The 15,884-nt window shown below is 74.6% G+C and carries 15 protein-coding genes and 2 pseudogenes; 7 read left to right on the top strand and 10 right to left on the bottom strand.

What is annotated here, in order from left to right; all coding sequences use genetic code 11:
- Positions 1 to 442 precede the first annotated feature (442 nt).
- A complete protein-coding gene (gene proC / locus MUU72_RS30220) occupies positions 443 to 1,255 on the bottom strand; it encodes a pyrroline-5-carboxylate reductase (RefSeq protein WP_248016609.1) in 813 nt (270 codons plus the stop codon).
- 348 nt (positions 1,256 to 1,603) lie between these two features.
- Here proC and MUU72_RS30225 point away from each other — a divergent pair, with 348 nt between their 5' ends.
- A complete protein-coding gene (locus MUU72_RS30225) occupies positions 1,604 to 3,055 on the top strand; it encodes a M1 family metallopeptidase (protein ID WP_248016610.1) in 1,452 nt (483 codons plus the stop codon).
- Positions 3,056 to 3,161: 106 nt separating this feature from the next.
- Here the strand turns inward: MUU72_RS30225 and sigJ are convergent, their stop codons facing one another.
- On the bottom strand, positions 3,162 to 4,211 hold the full coding sequence (sigJ, locus tag MUU72_RS30230; protein WP_248016611.1) for an RNA polymerase sigma factor SigJ: 1,050 nt from the start codon (positions 4,209 to 4,211) through the stop codon (positions 3,162 to 3,164).
- A 175-nt stretch (positions 4,212 to 4,386) separates the two neighbouring features.
- On the opposite strand from sigJ, the gene MUU72_RS30235 reads away from it, so the two are divergent.
- Positions 4,387 to 5,346, top strand: coding sequence for a glycoside hydrolase family 113 protein (locus MUU72_RS30235; RefSeq protein WP_248016612.1), 960 nt, complete (start codon positions 4,387 to 4,389; stop codon positions 5,344 to 5,346).
- A gap of 98 nt (positions 5,347 to 5,444) precedes the next feature.
- Here the strand turns inward: MUU72_RS30235 and MUU72_RS30240 are convergent, their stop codons facing one another.
- A complete protein-coding gene (locus tag MUU72_RS30240) occupies positions 5,445 to 5,960 on the bottom strand; it encodes a hypothetical protein (RefSeq protein WP_248016613.1) in 516 nt (171 codons plus the stop codon).
- A 91-nt stretch (positions 5,961 to 6,051) separates the two neighbouring features.
- On the bottom strand, positions 6,052 to 6,336 hold the full coding sequence (locus MUU72_RS30245; protein WP_248016614.1) for an SH3 domain-containing protein: 285 nt from the start codon (positions 6,334 to 6,336) through the stop codon (positions 6,052 to 6,054).
- A 187-nt stretch (positions 6,337 to 6,523) separates the two neighbouring features.
- On the opposite strand from MUU72_RS30245, the gene MUU72_RS30250 reads away from it, so the two are divergent.
- Positions 6,524 to 8,839, top strand: a complete 2,316-nt coding sequence (locus MUU72_RS30250; RefSeq protein WP_248016615.1) for a serine/threonine-protein kinase — start codon at positions 6,524 to 6,526, stop codon at positions 8,837 to 8,839.
- 39 nt (positions 8,840 to 8,878) lie between these two features.
- Here MUU72_RS30250 and MUU72_RS30255 read toward each other — a convergent pair whose 3' ends face one another.
- Positions 8,879 to 9,100 (bottom strand): hypothetical protein, encoded by a 222-nt coding sequence (locus MUU72_RS30255; RefSeq protein WP_248016616.1) that lies wholly within the window; start codon positions 9,098 to 9,100, stop codon positions 8,879 to 8,881.
- On the bottom strand, positions 9,097 to 9,303 hold the full coding sequence (locus tag MUU72_RS30260) for a hypothetical protein (RefSeq protein WP_248016650.1): 207 nt from the start codon (positions 9,301 to 9,303) through the stop codon (positions 9,097 to 9,099). The genes MUU72_RS30255 and MUU72_RS30260 overlap by 4 nt, the downstream gene beginning before the upstream one ends.
- A 173-nt stretch (positions 9,304 to 9,476) precedes the next feature.
- Between MUU72_RS30260 and MUU72_RS30265 the strand changes: the two are divergent.
- From MUU72_RS30265 to MUU72_RS30275, 3 genes and pseudogenes are all read left to right on the top strand, one after another.
- A pseudogene (locus tag MUU72_RS30265) lies at positions 9,477 to 9,889 on the top strand (helix-turn-helix domain-containing protein).
- Positions 9,871 to 10,101, top strand: a complete 231-nt coding sequence (locus tag MUU72_RS30270) for a DUF397 domain-containing protein (protein ID WP_248016617.1) — start codon at positions 9,871 to 9,873, stop codon at positions 10,099 to 10,101. The pseudogene MUU72_RS30265 and the gene MUU72_RS30270 overlap by 19 nt, the downstream one beginning before the upstream one ends.
- Before the next feature lie 71 nt (positions 10,102 to 10,172).
- A pseudogene (locus MUU72_RS30275) lies at positions 10,173 to 10,355 on the top strand (DUF397 domain-containing protein); the annotation flags it as partial.
- Between the two features lie 93 nt (positions 10,356 to 10,448).
- On the opposite strand, the gene MUU72_RS30280 reads toward MUU72_RS30275, so the two are convergent.
- The 4 genes from MUU72_RS30280 to MUU72_RS30295 form a co-directional block, all read right to left on the bottom strand.
- Positions 10,449 to 10,649 (bottom strand): hypothetical protein, encoded by a 201-nt coding sequence (locus tag MUU72_RS30280; RefSeq protein ID WP_248016619.1) that lies wholly within the window; start codon positions 10,647 to 10,649, stop codon positions 10,449 to 10,451.
- A 218-nt stretch (positions 10,650 to 10,867) separates the two neighbouring features.
- The gene (gene ilvD / locus MUU72_RS30285; protein WP_248016620.1) at positions 10,868 to 12,718 is read right to left on the bottom strand and encodes a dihydroxy-acid dehydratase; all 1,851 of its coding nucleotides are present in this window, start codon (positions 12,716 to 12,718) and stop codon (positions 10,868 to 10,870) included.
- Between the two features lie 186 nt (positions 12,719 to 12,904).
- Positions 12,905 to 13,717 carry a sugar phosphate isomerase/epimerase family protein gene (locus MUU72_RS30290; RefSeq protein ID WP_248016651.1) on the bottom strand — a complete coding sequence of 271 codons (813 nt, stop codon included), beginning with the start codon at positions 13,715 to 13,717 and terminating at the stop codon, positions 12,905 to 12,907.
- Between the two features lie 320 nt (positions 13,718 to 14,037).
- Positions 14,038 to 14,964: a Ppx/GppA family phosphatase gene (locus MUU72_RS30295; RefSeq protein WP_248016621.1), complete on the bottom strand. Its 927-nt coding sequence runs from the start codon at positions 14,962 to 14,964 to the stop codon at positions 14,038 to 14,040.
- A 57-nt stretch (positions 14,965 to 15,021) separates the two neighbouring features.
- Between MUU72_RS30295 and MUU72_RS30300 the strand changes: the two genes are divergently transcribed.
- Complete coding sequence (locus MUU72_RS30300; RefSeq protein ID WP_248016622.1) at positions 15,022 to 15,879, top strand: DUF3109 family protein; 858 nt, start codon at positions 15,022 to 15,024, stop codon at positions 15,877 to 15,879.
- Positions 15,880 to 15,884 lie beyond the last annotated feature (5 nt).

A 15,884-nucleotide genomic window follows, 5' to 3' on the forward strand; every position in this document is an offset into this window, starting at 1 on the left:
CAGTCCCGTTGAGGAGGCCGTGCAGTAGTGGGTTGCCGCGATGCGGCGGGATGGCTGCCCGGGGCCGTCGGCTCCGTGACAACTCGGAGAACACTACACGAGTGGGTGAGGTGCATCAAACCCCTGCGGGGCGGCTGGGGTGGGGCCGGGGCGGAGGGCGGCGTCCGTTCGGAGCCCTGGTGGGGGGCAGCGCCCGTAGGGGGGAGGCGAACGAATCCCGTAGGGGGTGCGAGGGCCCCCTGCGGGTCCACAACGAGAGGAGGGCGGGAGGTATTCCGGTGCCGGGCGGCGGGGGAAGAGGACGGCAACGCCCCGCCGCCCGGAGGGAGAGGTCAACGCACCGCCGGGCGGCAGGGGGAGGGCGACGCACCGCCGGGCGGCAGGGGGAGGCCAACGCCCTGCGAGGCAGCAGGGGGAAGGCGACGCCCTGCCTGGGGGTGGGTCAGGTGGTGTTGCCGGAGGCCAGTTCGCGGCTGCGGTCGCGGGCGGCTTCGAGGGCGGCGATGAGGGCCGCGCGGACGCCGTGGTTCTCCAGTTCGCGGATGGCGTTGATGGTGGTGCCCGCGGGGGAGGTGACGTTCTCGCGGAGTTTGACCGGGTGTTCGCCGCTGTCGCGGAGCATCACCGCGGCGCCGATGGCGGCCTGGACGATGAGGTCGTGGGCCTTGTCGCGGGGCAGCCCGAGCAGGATGCCGGCGTCGGTCATCGCCTCGACGAGGAAGTAGAAGTACGCCGGGCCGGAGCCGGAGAGGGCGGTGGCCGCGTCCTGCTGGGACTCCGGGACGCGCAGGGTCTTGCCGACCGTCGCGAAGATCTCCTCGGTGAGGGTGAGGTGCGCGGCGGTGGCGTGGGTGCCGGCGGAGATGACGGACATCGCCTCGTCGACCAGGGCCGGGGTGTTGGTCATGACCCGTACCACCGGGGTCTCGGGGGCCAGCCGCTCCTCGATGAAGGAGGTCGGGATGCCGGCGGCGCCGCTGATGACCAGGCGGTCGGCGGGGACGTGCGGGGCCAGCTCGGTCAGCAGGGCGCCCATGTCCTGCGGCTTGACGGTGAGGATCAGCGTGTCGGCGGCCTCGGCGGCCTCGGCGTTGCTGACCGCCGCCACGCCGTAGCGGGTGCGGAGCTGGTCGGCGCGCTCCGGGCGGCGGGCGGTGACCAGCAGGTCGGAGGGCGCCCAGCCGCCGCGGATCATGCCGCTGAGCAGGGCTTCGCCGATTTTTCCGGTGCCGAGTACGGCGACCTTCTGGGTCATGCGTTCACCTCGCCGGTGGTGCGTGGTCGGTTCCCGGCCATCCTCGCACCGGTGGGCGGCGGGGTGCGGGGGGTGTCCACGGAGCGGGCAGGCACCGGCCCGGCAGGCACCGAGCCGGCGGGCGGGGACCTATGAGAGGGCCGGATCGGTCGTGGTCCCGGTGGCGGTGGCCCGCGCCCCGGGGGGGGCGCCGGGTGGGGGTGCGGCTGCGGAGGGGGCGCCAGGAGTGGGTTGTCCTGGCCGTCGCCCCGGGGGCGGGACAGCCGGAACGGAGCGGTCGCGCGGGGAGAAGGGGCCGTAGGGTCGGGGAACTTGTGTTCGTTGCCCGTGCCCGGTCCGAGGAGTGCCGTGAATCGCCGCCCCTTCCGCAGCTGCGGTGCCGTCGCCGCGCTGTCCGTCGCCCTGCTGCTGTCCTCCTGCTCGCCCGGGGGCACGGCGGCGCCCGGACGTACCGCGGCGCCCGGGAGCACGGCCGCCAAGGGGGCGGTGGGCCGGGGCGGGTTGGGCGATCCCCTCTTCCCGGAGCTGGGCAACGCCGGCTACCGGGTCAGCCACTACGGCCTCGACCTCGCGTACGACGTCGCCCGGCGCCATCTGGACGGGACGGCCGCGATCACCGCCCGGGCGGGCCAGGACCTGCGCACGTTCCAACTGGACCTCCAGGGCATGACCGTCACCGGCGTGCGGGTCGACGGGCGGGACGCCGGGTTCAGCCGGACGGGCCACAAGCTGGTGGTCCGGCCGGCCGGCCGGATAGGCAAGGGCGACACGTTCCGGACGACCGTCAGCTACCGGGGGACGCCGCAGGAGATGACCGACGCGGACGGGGCGCGGGAGGGCTGGGTCCCCACCGCCGACGGCGCGTTCGTCAGCGGGGAGCCGGCCGGGTCGATGACGTGGTTCCCGGGCAACAACCACCCCAGCGACAAGGCCGCCTACGACTTCCGGATCACCGTGCCGGAGCGCTACACCGCGATCGCCAACGGGGAGCTGCGGTCGAAGCGGACCGCCGGCGGGCGGACCACCTACGCGTGGCACAGCGCCGAGCCGATGGCCAGTTACCTCGCCACCGCCACCATCGGGACGTTCGACGTCCAGGAGTCCCGTACACCGCAGGGCCTGCCGCTCTACGTGGCCGTCGACCCCCAGGAGGCCAAGGCCGCCAAGGAGCCGCTGTCCCGGTTGCCGGAGATCCTGGCCTGGGGGACCGAGCTGTTCGGCCCGTACCCGTTCTCCTCGGCGGGCGCCATCGTGGACCACACCCCGCCGCGGATCGACTGGGTGGCGCTGGAGACCCAGACCAAGCCGGTGTACGCCGGGGCGCCGGACACCGCGACGGTGGTGCACGAGACCGCGCACCAGTGGTTCGGCGACTCGGTGACGCCGAAGACCTGGCGGGACACCTGGCTCAACGAGGGCTTCGCCACGTACGCGGAGTGGCTGTGGGAGGAGCGCGAGGGCGGCCGCACCCCGCAGGAGCAGTTCGACGCGCTCTACGACAGCGACGAGGACCAGGCGCGCTGGGACTTCCCGCCCGGCGAGCCGGAGTCGGCCGAGGACGTGACCGGGACGCCGGTCTACGAGCGCGGCGCGATGGTCCTCCAGCAGCTGCGGAACGCGGTCGGCGACAAGGCGTTCTTCGCGATCCTCAAGGAGTGGCCGGCGAAGTTCCGGCACGCCAACGCGGACTCCGGGGACTTCATCGCCTTCTGCCAGGACCGGACGGACGAGGATCTGACCGACCTGTTCGACGACTGGCTGTACGGGGAGGGGCAGCCGGACTGGGAGTACGACGCGTGACGGTCCCGCGCGCCGGGGCTGAGCACCGGGCGGGCGGCCGGGGGGCCGGCCGGGGGGCCGGGCTGCGCGACGGCCGGCGGCCGGTGGCCGGTGGCCGGCCCTGTGGTCAGCGGCCGGCCCCCGCCCCGGGCGCGGCCCCCGTCCCCGGCGCGGTCCCGTCCCCGGGCGCGGCCCCCGCCCCGGTCTCCGCCCTCAACTGCCCCAGCTTGTCCGGGTTGAGGACGGCGTCCACCTCCGTGATCCGGCCGGCGTGGACCGTGAAGGCGAGGACGCCGGACGGGAACCGCCCGGTCGGGTCGGTGAAGACGATGCCGGGGGCGCCGTTGACGTCCCGTACGGACAGCCGCACGGTCGCCGGGTCGAGGCCGCCGGTGACCACGCCCCAGGCGTAGCGGGCGACCTTGGTGCGGCCCAGGACCGGCCGGCGGGCGGCGGTCACCTTGCCGCCGCCGTCCGAGCGCCACACCACCTGCGGGTCCAGGACGGTGAGCAGCGCCGCGAAGTCCCCGCCCGTCACGGCCGCCAGGAACGCCTCGACGGTGCGCCGGTGCTCGGACCGGTCGACGGTGCGGCGCGGGGCCTCGGCGCGGACCCGGCGGCGGGCGCGCGAGGCGAGCCGGCGGACCGCGTCCGGGGTGCGGCCCACCGCCTCGGCGATCTCCGGGAACGGCACGGCGAAGACGTCGTACAGGACGAAGGCGGTGCGCTCGGCCGGGGTGAGCCGCTCCAGGACGGTCAGCAGCGCCATGCTCACGGACTCGTCGAGGGTGACCCGGTCCTCGGGGCCGTCGGGGGCGCCGGAGCGGCCGGGGGCGGCGGGTCCGCGGCCCGGCGCGCCGTCCAGCAGCGGCTCGGGCAGCCAGGGCCCCACGTACAGTTCGCGGCGGGCCCGGGCCGAGCCCAGCAGGTCGTAGCAGATCCGGCTCACCACGGTGGTGAGGAAGGCGCGCGGGCTGGCCACCGGCGCGTCGTCGGGCAGCGCCTGCCAGCGCAGCCAGGTCTCCTGGACGGCGTCCTCGGCGTCGCTGACCGTCCCGGTGATCCGGTACGCCACGCCCCACAGCCGTCCGCGCAGTTCCTCGAACCGCGCCAGCCGCTCGGCCGCGCCCCCGGCCACCCCGGTGCCCTCCGCCGCCCCGGTGCCCTCCGCCGCCATGTGCCCCGCCTCCCTCGCGCGCCGCCCGCGGTCCCCGCCCGCGCTCCTGGCGCCGCACGCGCCCATCCTGCCCGGTCCGCCACGGGGTCTGCCGCAGAATGGCGCGCAGCGACCGGTGGGCGGCCGCCGGGCGGCCCACCGGCCGCCGGAGCGACGGGGGAAGCGAGGCGGCGCCATGCGTGCGCGCGGCATCAACTACGACACCGGGTTCCTCCCCGGGGACAAGCTCTCGCGGAAGGTCTTCACCGAGGCGGCGGTGCGGCGGGACATGGCCGTCATCGCCGGGGAACTGCACTGCGACGCGGTCCGCGTCTCGGGCGGGCGCCCGGAGCGGCTGAGCACCGCGGCCCGGTACGCGGCGGAGGCCGGGCTGGAGGTGTGGTTCGCGCCGTTCCCGGTGGACCTCGCCCCCGAGGAGCTGCTCCCGTTCTTCGCCGAGTGCGCCGGGCGGGCGGAGGAGGTCCGCCGGAGCGGGGCCGAGGTGGTCTTCGTCGCGGGGTGCGAGACCAGCATGTTCTGCAAGGGGTTCCTCCCCGGGGAGACCTACGACGACCGGATCCGGGCGATGAGCACCGCGGACCTGGCCTGGTGGCAGTCGCTGGGCCCGGTCCAGGAGCGGCTGAACGGCTTCCTCGCCGAGGTGGCCGCGGCCGTCCGGGAGCGCTTCGGCGGCCGGATCACCTACGCCTCCGGCCCCTGGGAGGACGTCGACTGGGCGCCGTTCGACCTCGTCGGGGTGGACGCCTACCGGGCCTCGTACAACGCCGCCACCTTCCGGGAGGAGCTGCGCGGGCACGCGGCGCACGGGAAGCCGGTCGCGGTGACCGAATTCGGCACCTGCCCGTACCGGGGCGCGGGCGAGCTGGGCGGGATGGCCTGGGCGCCGCCGGCCGGCGCGGTGCGCGACGAGGGCGAGCAGGTGCGGTACTTCGGCGAGCTGCTCGACGTCTTCGAGGCGGAGGGGGTGGACACCGCCCTGTGGTTCACCTTCGCCGCGTTCGGCCGGGCGGACGCGGCGGGCGACCTCGGCTCGTACGGGGTGGTGGGGATGGCCGGCGGGGAGGCGGCGGCCGAGGACTGGGAGCCGCGGGAGGTCTTCCGGGCGATGGCCGAGCGCTACGCCCGCCGGCCCTGACGTCCCCGGGCCGTCACCGGACCTGACGCCCCCGGGCCGTCACCGGGTCCGGCCCCGCCGGTCCCCGGGGCGCGCCGGGGGCCGCGCCGCCCGTGCCCTCAGCGGCGCTTCCTCGGCTTCGGCCCGCGCGCCGCCGGATTGCCCGTACGGGTCCCCCGGCGGCGGGCGTGGCGTTCGAGGGCCGCCTCGTACTCGGCGCGGCGGAGCTGCTCCCCGGGCGCTTCGACGAGGCTGCGGCAGAAGTAGGCCAGCAGCGAGCCGATGAAGCCGATCAGCAGCAGGCTCTGCGCCGACCGGTCGGCCGCGCTGTCGGCCGCCGCGCCGGGCCGCCGGAGGAAGCCGTCCCAGGTGCGGCGGAAGGCCAGCGCGCTGCACACGGCGAAGCCGGCGACGACCAGGACGTTGACGAACGAGCCGACCGCGGCGATCGTCAGGCCCTGGAACGCGAACCGCAGCACCAGCGCCCCGGCCGCGGCCAGCACCAGCGATCCGGCCGCCACCGCGGCCCGGCGCAGCGCGTAGCCGCCGTCGTGCTCGACCCAGGTGGTGCCGAAGAAACGGATCTCCTCCGGCTCCGGGCCGCCCGGGGACACGGTGCGCTGCGCGTCGCTCATGCCGTCGATTATCCCGGACGCCCCGGTTGTCCCCGGACGCCCCCGGTGCCCGGGAGGCATGCCGGCTTCCGGGCACCGGGGCGGCCGGGCCTCACCCCATGCAGGTGGGCGCGACCATGCCGTCGCTGCCGGTGTGGACGTAGGTGTCGGAGACGTACTGGCCGGGGCCGATGTTGTCCCAGATGTTGGAGGTGCCGTACGGGCCGGTGACCCACTGGCCGCGGCGCTGGCAGCGGATCTCCACCCGGGCGCCCGCCGCCAGCTGCCGGACCACCGGGGTGTCCGTGCCGGGCCCCTGGCGGACGTTGACGCGGTAACCGGGCGCGACGGGGTACGTCACCCCGGCGGCGAGAGCCTGTGCGTCCTGTGTGCTCATGATCGGAAATCCCCCCGTTGTTCTCGATGGGCGCCCGCCGCTGCCGGGCGGCCGTTCCCCCGGGCATGCGTGCGAAACCCGTGGGCGGCACGCTAGCAAGCCTCACCCGTCCGGACCGCGCCATCGACTAGGCTCCGCGCGTCGCACTCGCGACCGCATGGCATGGCGACGACACGGGGGTGGAACGATGCCGCCGCTGCGCGAGTCCGGGCCCGGCCCGGAAGCGGAACGTCCGGAATACGCCGGGCAGTACCGCCTGGAGGCCCGGCTGGGTTCCGGGGGCATGGGCGTGGTCCACCTGGCCCGGTCCTCCTCCGGACTGCTGCTCGCGGTCAAGGTCATCCACGCCGAATTCGCCCAGGACCCGGAGTTCCGGGGACGGTTCCGGCAGGAGGTGGCGGCCGCCCGGCGGGTCAGCGGCGCCTTCACCGCCCCCGTCGTGGACGCCGACCCGGACGCCGGACGCCCCTGGATGGCCACCCTCCACATCGCCGGCCCGACCCTCTCCGACCATGTGAAGCGGAACGGCCCGCTGGCCCCGGCCGAGGTGCGGCAGCTGGGCGCGGGCCTGGCCGAGGCGCTGCGCGACATCCACCGCGCGGGCGTGGTGCACCGCGATCTCAAGCCCGGCAACGTCCTGCTCGCCGCCGACGGCCCGAAGGTCATCGACTTCGGGATCTCCCGGCCGTCCGACAGCGAGATGCGCACCGAGACCGGCAAGCTGATCGGCACCCCGCCGTTCATGGCGCCCGAGCAGTTCCAGCGGCCGCGCGAGGTCGGCCCGGCGGCGGACGTCTTCGCCCTGGGGTCGGTGCTGGTGCACGCCGCCACCGGGCGCGGCCCCTTCGACTCCGACAGCCCGTACCTGGTCGCGTACCAGGTGGTGCACGACGACGCGGACCTCTCCGGCGTCCCGGACGCGCTGGTGCCGCTGGTCGCCGGCTGCCTGGCCAAGGACCCGGCGGACCGCCCGACGCCGGGCCGCCTGATGGAACTCCTGCGCACCGACGCCCCGATGACGCTCCCGGCCGCCGCCCGCCCGCCCGGCGGCGCGCTGCCGGAGACCGTCCCGGGCGCCGTCCGGGTCCCCGCCCAGCGGCAGCCGGCCCGCGCCGAGACCACCCACGTCCGCGCCCGCACCCCCGGCCCGGCCGCCGCCCCGGCCGACCCCGCCGCACCCGGCATACCCCGCACACCCGCCACACCCGCCGCCCCCGGAACCCCAGCCGCCGGCCCGGCCCTGCCCGACCCTCCGGAGCCCCGGCCCGCCCGGCGCCCGGCCCGCTCCCGCCGCCGCCTCCTGGGTGCCGCCGCGGCCCTCGTCCTCGTCCTCGGCGCCGCCGGCGCCTGGGCCCTGACCGCCGGCGCCGACGACGACCCGGCCCTCCAGACCCACCCCCCGCGCACCCCGCGCACCACCTTCCACTCCTGGCGCACCACGCTCGTCGAGCGCCCGGCCGGCTACGCCGCCGAGATGCCGTACTGCACGGCCGGCGCCGGCGCGGTCTTCTGCGGCCAGTCCGGCCTCCCGGCGGCCCGGCTGTCCCCCGGCACCGGCGAGGTGGCCTGGCGCCACGAGGCCGCCGGTCCGGCCCGCAGCGCCGTCTCCCCCACCGCCCCGGTCCTCTCCGGCGGCCTCCTCTACACCTTCGCCGCCGACGGCCGGCGCCTGCTCGCCCTCGACCCGTCGGCACACGGCAAGGGGGCGCTCCGCTGGAGCATGGACGTCTCGCCCTACGAGGGCGGCGCGGCCGTGGTCGCCGACCGGATCCTGCTGACCGCCGCCGACGGCACCGTCACCGCGCTCGACACCACCACCCACCGGCAGCGCTGGCGCACCCGCTTCCCCGGCCACCGGCTGCCCCGCTTCACCGCCTACGGCGACCCGCACACCGCCTACGCCGCCGAGACCGGCACCACCGGCCCGGCCCCGGCCACCCAGCTCACCGCCATCGACCCGGCCGACGGCTCGGTGCACTGGTCCCGCCGCCTGCCCGGCTCGCTCACCCTGGCCGGGCCCACCCGCTCCGGCGCCCTCTTCCTCACCGTCGGCGACCCCACCTACGACAACGTGACCGCCGCGGTCCTCCGCTACGACCCGGCGACCCGCCGGACCCGCCGCCTCCCGCTGGCCGCCCCGCTCCGCGGCGTGGCGGCCACCGTCCAGGGCGAGACCGCCTACCTCCTCGCCGAGGGCGGCGCCCTCCAGGCCGTCGGCGAGCGGACGTGGGACACCGAGACCTCGGTGAGCCGCGGCTCGGCCCCCGTGGCCGCCGGCGACCGCCTCTACTTCACCGCCGCCGACGGCCGCCTGATCGCCGTGGACACCACCTCCGGCGCCCTCCTCGGCCAGACCCCGCCCCGTCTCACCGCCACCCGCCACAACGGCTTCCTCCAGGCCGTGCCCGCGCCCTGCCTGGACGCCGCGCACGGCCGGATCTACGCCGCCTCCCCCGACGGCACCGTCTTCGGCGCGGCGACCACCGACCCGGCCCGCTGGTGACCCGCCCCGGTCCGGTGCCCTCGCGGGGGCACCGGGCCGTCAGGCCGGCCGCGTACTCTGCCGGTTGAGCTCCGCCACATGGCCGCTGAGCGCCGCGGACACCGTGACCGGCTCGATGTCCGCCGGATCCGCGTCCCACTCCACCCCGCCCCCGAGCGGCCGGAGCTGGACGCACTCCCCCTCGTGGTCCATGACCCGCCCGACCCGGTCCCGCAGCCGGTCCCGCACGATCTCGCCCTTCGCGGGCAGGCCGGCCGTCATGAGCGGGCGCCCCGTCCCCCGATGGCCGCGGCCAGCTTCCGCGCGGTCTGCGGGTTGCAGCGGCCCAGCTCGATCAGCGGCCGCGGCGGCTGGCTGCCGTACGACAGCGGATCGACGGACAGCGACGGCAGCACGATGCCGTTCCGCTCCAGCGCGTCGGCCAACTCGTCGCGCGCCGCCTCGGCTTCGGCGATCTGGTCCATCGTCACGGGGCTGCTCCTTCTGCCGTTTCCCTGCCTGATCCGCCGGACCGCGACTACGCTGCGTATTCCGGCCATTACGAGCATGCACCAGCAGGCCCCGGCAAATGCCTCGATCGGGCTGTTGTTTCCACGCCTCGGCCACCCATTCCACACCTGCCACGGAGGAGGGTCCCTTGCCCCCGAGGAGAGCGGTCACCGGACGCAGCCAGGAACCCCGCAAACGCTTCGCCGAGGAACTCCGCCTGCTCCGCCGCCAGAAGGGCATCAGCCTCCGCCAGCTCGGCGAACGCCTGGGCTGGGACTGGTCGCTGTTCGGCAAGATGGAGAGCGGCAAAACCCTCGGCAGCCCCGACGTGGTCCGCGCCCTGGACGACTACTACGGGACGCCGGAACTCCTGCTGACAGATGGGCGCACAGTCGCCTACACCGAGAATGACCTGCGTGGTGAACTGGTGAAGAAAACGCCTCAGTTGACGACCTACAACGTAGGTACGATGCGATGCGCGACCTCGCCCTGCCCCCTGCAGAGTCGCTCAAGTTCATCCTGCGGATGTTGGAGGAAATGCCGTGCGACCCATCGACCTGAACGGCGTCACCTGGCGCAAGAGCAGCTACAGCAACACCAGCGGCGGCCAGTGCGTCGAGGTCGCAACCCACGGCCACCGCCAGCACCACGACGCCCCCGCCCTCGTCCCCGTGCGCGACAGCAAGGATCCCGGCCGGACGCCGCTCGTCTTCGGGGCGGCGGCCTGGGGGGCGTTCATCGGAGCCGTCCGGGTCGGCGGGTTCGGCGCCTGAGCGGGCCGCGGCCACCACACACCGGAGGAAGCCCCGTGCAAGCCATCGACCTGAGCACCGCCACCTGGCACAAGTCGAGCCACAGCAACCAAGACGGCGGCGCCTGCGTCGAGGTCGCGACCCACGGCCACGACGCCCCCGCCCTCGTCCCCGTGCGCGACAGCAAGGACCCCCGCCGGACCCCGCTCCTCTTCGGGGCGGCGGCCTGGGACGCGTTCATCGGGGCCGTCCGGCACGGCGGGTTCAGCATCTGAGCGGGCCGGGGCAGCAGGCGGGCCCGGAACGGGCGAGGGCGGCGGCCCCCGGGGGACCGGGGGCCGCCGCCCTTTCGCCGCGCTGCGCTCCGCTCACTTCCAGTCGGCGTAGCCGGGTTCGGCCTGCCAGCCCTGGGGCGGTTCCAGGTAGGGGGACACGCGTCCGCAGGCCGTGCACGCCCAGCGGCCGTACAGCCCTTCCACGACGGCGCCGCACTCGCAGACGTGCGCGGTGACCGCAGCCAGCGCGTCAGCGGGTCCAGGCTCGGCAGGACCAGGTTTGTCAGCCATCATGCCGCCAGTATCTCACTGCGTATAACCACAATTCGGGCACACGTCCCGTGGACCGCGACTTCGCGCCATCGTGGCGCAATCCGGACAGCCATCCCCCAACTCCCCGACTCCTGACTGTGCGTCAAGGGGAGGTTACCCGCGCCTCCCCTGGCGGGAAAGGGGCAGGAAGGGGGGATGCCCGGCATACCCGGCGGCCGCCGGCCCGTGCCGGCGCGCGGTCAGCCCAGCTTGCTGACGTCCCGGACCGCGCCCTTGTCCGCGCTGGTGGCCATCGCGGCGTAGGCACGCAGCGCGGCCGAGACCTTGCGCTCGCGGTTCGCCGGGGCGTAGACCCCGCCGAGGGCCTCCCGGCGGGCGGCCAACTCCTCGTCGTCCACGAGGAGTTCGATCGAGCGGTTCGGGATGTCGATGCGGATCCGGTCGCCGTCCCGGACCAGCGCGATGGTGCCGCCGGAGGCCGCCTCGGGCGAGGCGTGGCCGATGGACAGGCCCGACGTGCCGCCGGAGAACCGGCCGTCGGTCACCAGCGCGCAGGACTTGCCCAGCCCGCGGCCCTTGAGGAACGACGTCGGGTAGAGCATCTCCTGCATACCGGGGCCGCCCTTGGGGCCCTCGTAGCGGATGACGACCACGTCGCCGGCCGTGACCTGCTTGTTCAGGATCTTCTCGACGGCCTCTTCCTGGGACTCGCAGACCACCGCCGGGCCCTCGAACGTCCAGATGGACTCGTCCACGCCCGCGGTCTTCACCACGCAGCCGTCCACGGCCAGATTGCCGCGCAGCACGGCCAGGCCGCCGTCCGCGGAGTAGGCGTGGGCGACGTCGCGGATGCAGCCGTTCGCGGCGTCGGTGTCGAGCGTCTCCCAGCGCTCGGACTGGGAGAACGCGGTCGCCGAGCGCTTGCAGCCGGGGGCGGCGTGCCACAGCTCGACGGCCTCCTCGGTCGCCGCACCGCCGCGGACGTCCCAGGCGTCCAGCCACTCCTTGATCGACCGGGCGTGCACGGTGTGCACGTCCTCGTTGAGCAGCCCGCCGCGGTACAGCTCGCCGAGGATGGCGGGGATGCCGCCGGCCCGGTGCACGTCCTCCATGTAGTACGTGCCGCCGGGGGCCACGTTCGGGGCGACCTTGGCCAGGCAGGGGACGCGGCGGGAGACCGCGTCGATGTCGGTCAGGTCGTAGCCGACACCGGCCTCCTGGGCGGCGGCCAGCAGGTGCAGGATGGTGTTGGTCGAGCCGCCCATCGCGATGTCCAGCGCCATGGCGTTCTCGAACGCGGCGTGGGTGGCGATGTTGCGCGGCAGCACGGACGCGTCGTCCTGCTCGTAGTAGCGCTTGGCCAGCTCGACGACGGTGGCGCCGGCGCGCTCGTACAGCGCCTTGCGGGCGGTGTGGGTGGCGAGCACCGAGCCGTTGCCGGGCAGCGACAGGCCGATCGCCTCGGTCAGGCAGTTCATCGAGTTGGCGGTGAACATGCCGGAACACGAGCCGCAGGTCGGGCAGGCGTTCTCCTCGATGCGGAGGATGTCCTCGTCGGAGACGTTCTCGTTGGAGGCGTCCACCATCGCGTCGATCAGGTCGAGCTTGCGGACCGTGCCGTTGACCAGCGTGGCGCGGCCGGCCTCCATGGGGCCGCCGGAGACGAAGATCGTGGGGATGTTCAGGCGGAGCGCCGCCATCAGCATGCCCGGGGTGATCTTGTCGCAGTTGGAGATGCAGATCAGCGCATCGGCGCAGTGCGCCTCGGTCATGTACTCGACCGAGTCGGCGATCAGGTCGCGGGACGGCAGGGAGTACAGCATGCCGCCGTGGCCCATGGCGATGCCGTCGTCCACCGCGATGGTGTTGAACTCCCGGGGCACCGCGCCCGCGGCCTTGATCGCCTCGGAGACGATCCGGCCGACCGGGGCGAGGTGGGTGTGGCCGGGCACGAACTCGGTGAAGGAGTTGGCGACCGCGATGATCGGCTTGCCGATGTCCTCGCTCGCTACGCCCGACGCCCGCATAAGGGCGCGGGCGCCCGCCATGTTGCGGCCATGGGTAACGGTGCGGGACCTCAGCTCGGGCACGGTGGTCACTCCCTCGGGATACGGACGTACGGCGGCGGTGCCATACCGCAGCTGATCCCGAGGTTACGCCCCGGATCCAAGATCTGGACAGCGCTCTCCGGGATATGAGACGCCGGACCGGACTGCGGACGCCCGGCGGACCGGAACGGACCGGCGTACCGCAACGGGCAGGGGCGAACGGGCCGGCTACTTGCCGGGGACCCAGGTCGGCGACGCCAGGTGGAGGCGGGTGAAGGCCAGCGCCTCGGCGAGGTCGGCCTCCCGTTCGGCGGCGGACATCGCCCGGCGGGTGTTGACCTCCACGACGACGTTGCCGTCGAAGCCGGTGGCGGCGAGCCGTTCCAGCAGCTCGGCGCAGGGCTGGCTGCCGCGGCCCGGCACCAGGTGCTCGTCCTTGGCCGAGCCGTTGCCGTCCGCGAGGTGGACGTGGGCCAGTCGGTCGCCCATCCGCCCGGCCATCGCCAGGGCGTCGTGGCGGGCGGTGGCGGTGTGCGAGAGGTCGACGGTGAAGTGCCGGTAGTCGTCGTTGGTGGGGTCCCAGTCGGGGGCGTACGCCTGCATCTCGCGGTCGCGGTAGCGCCAGGGGTACATGTTCTCCACCGCGAACCGGACGTCGGTCTCGCCCTCCATCCGCCAGATACCGCGGACGAACTCCCGGGCGTAGCCGCGCTGCCAGCGGAACGGCGGGTGCACCACGACCGTGGAGGCGCCCAGCTTCTCCGCAGCGTTGCGGGCGCGCTGGAGCTTGACCCACGGGTCGGTGGACCAGACCCGCTGGGTGATCAGCAGACAGGGCGCGTGCACGGCCAGCACCGGCACGCCGTGGTAGTCCGAGAGCCGGCGCAGCGCCTCTATGTCCTGGCTGACCGGGTCGGTCCAGACCATGACCTCGACCCCGTCGTAGCCCAGGCGCGCGGCGATCTCGAAGGCCGTCGCCGTCGACTCCGGATAGACCGAAGCCGTGGACAGCGCGACCTTCGCGTCGGGAATGCGCAGCACTGGCTCTGTCACGAAGGACAGCGTACGGGCCGGACCGCGCCCCAGGGCAGGAGGTGAGCAGCGCCACGGCCGCCCGGTGGGACCGCTGCGACACCCGGGGCTCCGTACAACGCCTGGTACTCCACCCCTCCCGGCCCCCGATGTGATCCTCACCGCATTCCGGTATCCGAACACCCCACCACGGTCCCCGGCACCCGCCCCGGACGCCCCCCTCCCCGGGGACGAGACCACGTAACCGGACGGGGTCCGGATCAGCCCCTCCGCCCCCACCCACAAGGAAGGGGCGCGGCCACCGCAACCCACAGCGTGGGACACCACCCCTACGGCAGGTGGTCCAACCGCCGCAAGATCACCCCCTCCCGCAGCGCCCAGGGGCACACCTCCAGCGTCTCCACCCCGAACAGGTCCATCGCCGCCTCGGCGACCAGCGCCCCGGCCAGCAGCTGCCGCGCCCGCCCCTCGGTCACCCCGGGCAGCCCGGCCCGCTCGCGGGCGCTCATCTGGGCCAGCCGCGGCACCCACTCCTCCAGCTTCTTGCGGGGCAGCTCCCGCTGGACGTACAGGCCCTCCGAGGAGCGGGCCGCGCCCGCGATCCGGGCCAGCGCCTTGAAGGTCTTGGAGGTGCCGACGACCTGGTCGGGCGCGCCGTGCCGGGCGAAGTCGCTGACCACCCGGGCGATCCCGGCCCGCACCTGGCGGCGCAGCGCGCGGACGTCCTCGGGGTCGGGCGGATCGGCCGGCAGTTCGGCCGCGGTCAGCCGGCCGGCCCCGTAGGGGAGCGAGACCGCCACGTCCGGCTCCTCGTCCAGGCCGTAGGCGATCTCCAGCGAGCCGCCGCCGATGTCCAGGACGAGCAGGCGGCCGGCGGACCAGCCGAGCCAGCGGCGGGCGGCCAGGAAGGTCAGCCGGGCCTCGTCCTCGCCGGAGAGCACCTGGAGGGTCACGCCGGTCTCGTCGGCGAGGCGGCGGAGCACCTCCTCGCCGTTGGTGGCCTCCCGGATCGCGGAGGTGGCGAACGGGAGCACGTCCTCGACGCCCTTGTCCTCGGCGACCTGCATCGCCTCCTGGATGGTGACCACCAGCCGGTGCACGCCGGCCTTGCTTATGGCCCCGTCCCCGTCGAGGAGTTCGGCCAGGCGCAGCTCCGCCTTGTGCGAGTAGGCGGGCAGCGGGCGTGCGCCGGGGTGTGCGTCCACCACCAGGAGGTGGACCGTGTTCGAACCCACATCGAGGACACCGAGTCTCATACGTGGAAACCTACTGCCGCGACGGGAGACACTCGGTGCCGGCCGTACGCTGGACCCGTGGCAAAGACGAAACAGGCGAAGCACGCCAAAGCCCTGAAGAAGGAAGAAAAGCGACGCGCTCAGGAGGCGGCGGCGCGGTCCGGTGACGGGGCTCCGGCCGACGAGGTCGGTCTCGACTTCGCCCGCGCCTGGGTCACCTTCCCCGACCCGGCCGACGACGAGCAGCTCTTCCGCTGCGACCTGACCTGGCTGACCTCCCGCTGGACCTGCATCTTCGGCAGCGGCTGCCAGGGCATCCAGGCGGGGCGCGCGGACGACGGCTGCTGCACGCTGGGCGCGCACTTCTCCGACGAGGAGGACGAGGAGCGGGTCGCACAGCACGTGGCGCGGCTCACCCCGGACCTGTGGCAGTTCCACGATGTCGGCACCGCCACCGGCTGGACCGAGGAGGACGAGGACGGCGAGCGGCAGACCCGCCGCTGGCAGGGCTCCTGCATCTTCCAGAACCGCCCCGGCTTCGCCGGCGGCGCCGGCTGCTCGCTGCACATCCTGGCGCTGCGCGAGGGCCGCGAGCCGCTGGAGACCAAGCCGGACGTGTGCTGGCAGCTGCCGGTCCGGCGCACCTACGACTGGATCGACCGGCCGGACGACACCCAGATCCTCCAGGTCACCATCGGCGAGTACGACCGCCGCGGCTGGGGCCCGGGCGGCCACGACCTGCACTGGTGGTGCACCTCGGCGACGTCCGCGCACGGCGCCGGAGAGCCCGTCTACGTCACGTACAAGCCGGAGCTGACCGAGCTGATGGGCCCGGCCGGCTACGCGCACCTCGCCGAACTGTGCGAGCAGCGGATGGCCTCGGAACTGCCCCTGGCCCCCCACCCGGCGGACCCGAAGCCGGCCGCGGCGGAGTAACCACC

It is taken from the genome of Streptomyces rhizoryzae (genome assembly GCF_023155275.1).
Taxonomy (GTDB): domain Bacteria; phylum Actinomycetota; class Actinomycetes; order Streptomycetales; family Streptomycetaceae; genus Streptomyces; species Streptomyces rhizoryzae.

Bases quoted from the DNA above. Each gene is read 5' to 3' on its own strand.
- proC (WP_248016609.1), bottom strand. From the start codon at position 1,255: ATGACCCAGAAGGTCGCCGTACTCGGCACCGGAAAAATCGGCGAAGCC.
- sigJ (WP_248016611.1), bottom strand. From the start codon at position 4,211: ATGGCGGCGGAGGGCACCGGGGCGGCGGAGGGCACCGGGGTGGCCGGG.
- MUU72_RS30235 (WP_248016612.1), top strand. From the start codon at position 4,387: ATGCGTGCGCGCGGCATCAACTACGACACCGGGTTCCTCCCCGGGGAC.
- MUU72_RS30240 (WP_248016613.1), bottom strand. From the start codon at position 5,960: ATGAGCGACGCGCAGCGCACCGTGTCCCCGGGCGGCCCGGAGCCGGAG.
- MUU72_RS30245 (WP_248016614.1), bottom strand. From the start codon at position 6,336: ATGAGCACACAGGACGCACAGGCTCTCGCCGCCGGGGTGACGTACCCC.
- MUU72_RS30250 (WP_248016615.1), top strand. From the start codon at position 6,524: ATGCCGCCGCTGCGCGAGTCCGGGCCCGGCCCGGAAGCGGAACGTCCG.
- MUU72_RS30255 (WP_248016616.1), bottom strand. From the start codon at position 9,100: ATGACGGCCGGCCTGCCCGCGAAGGGCGAGATCGTGCGGGACCGGCTG.
- MUU72_RS30260 (WP_248016650.1), bottom strand. From the start codon at position 9,303: ATGGACCAGATCGCCGAAGCCGAGGCGGCGCGCGACGAGTTGGCCGAC.
- MUU72_RS30280 (WP_248016619.1), bottom strand. From the start codon at position 10,649: ATGATGGCTGACAAACCTGGTCCTGCCGAGCCTGGACCCGCTGACGCG.
- MUU72_RS30295 (WP_248016621.1), bottom strand. From the start codon at position 14,964: ATGAGACTCGGTGTCCTCGATGTGGGTTCGAACACGGTCCACCTCCTG.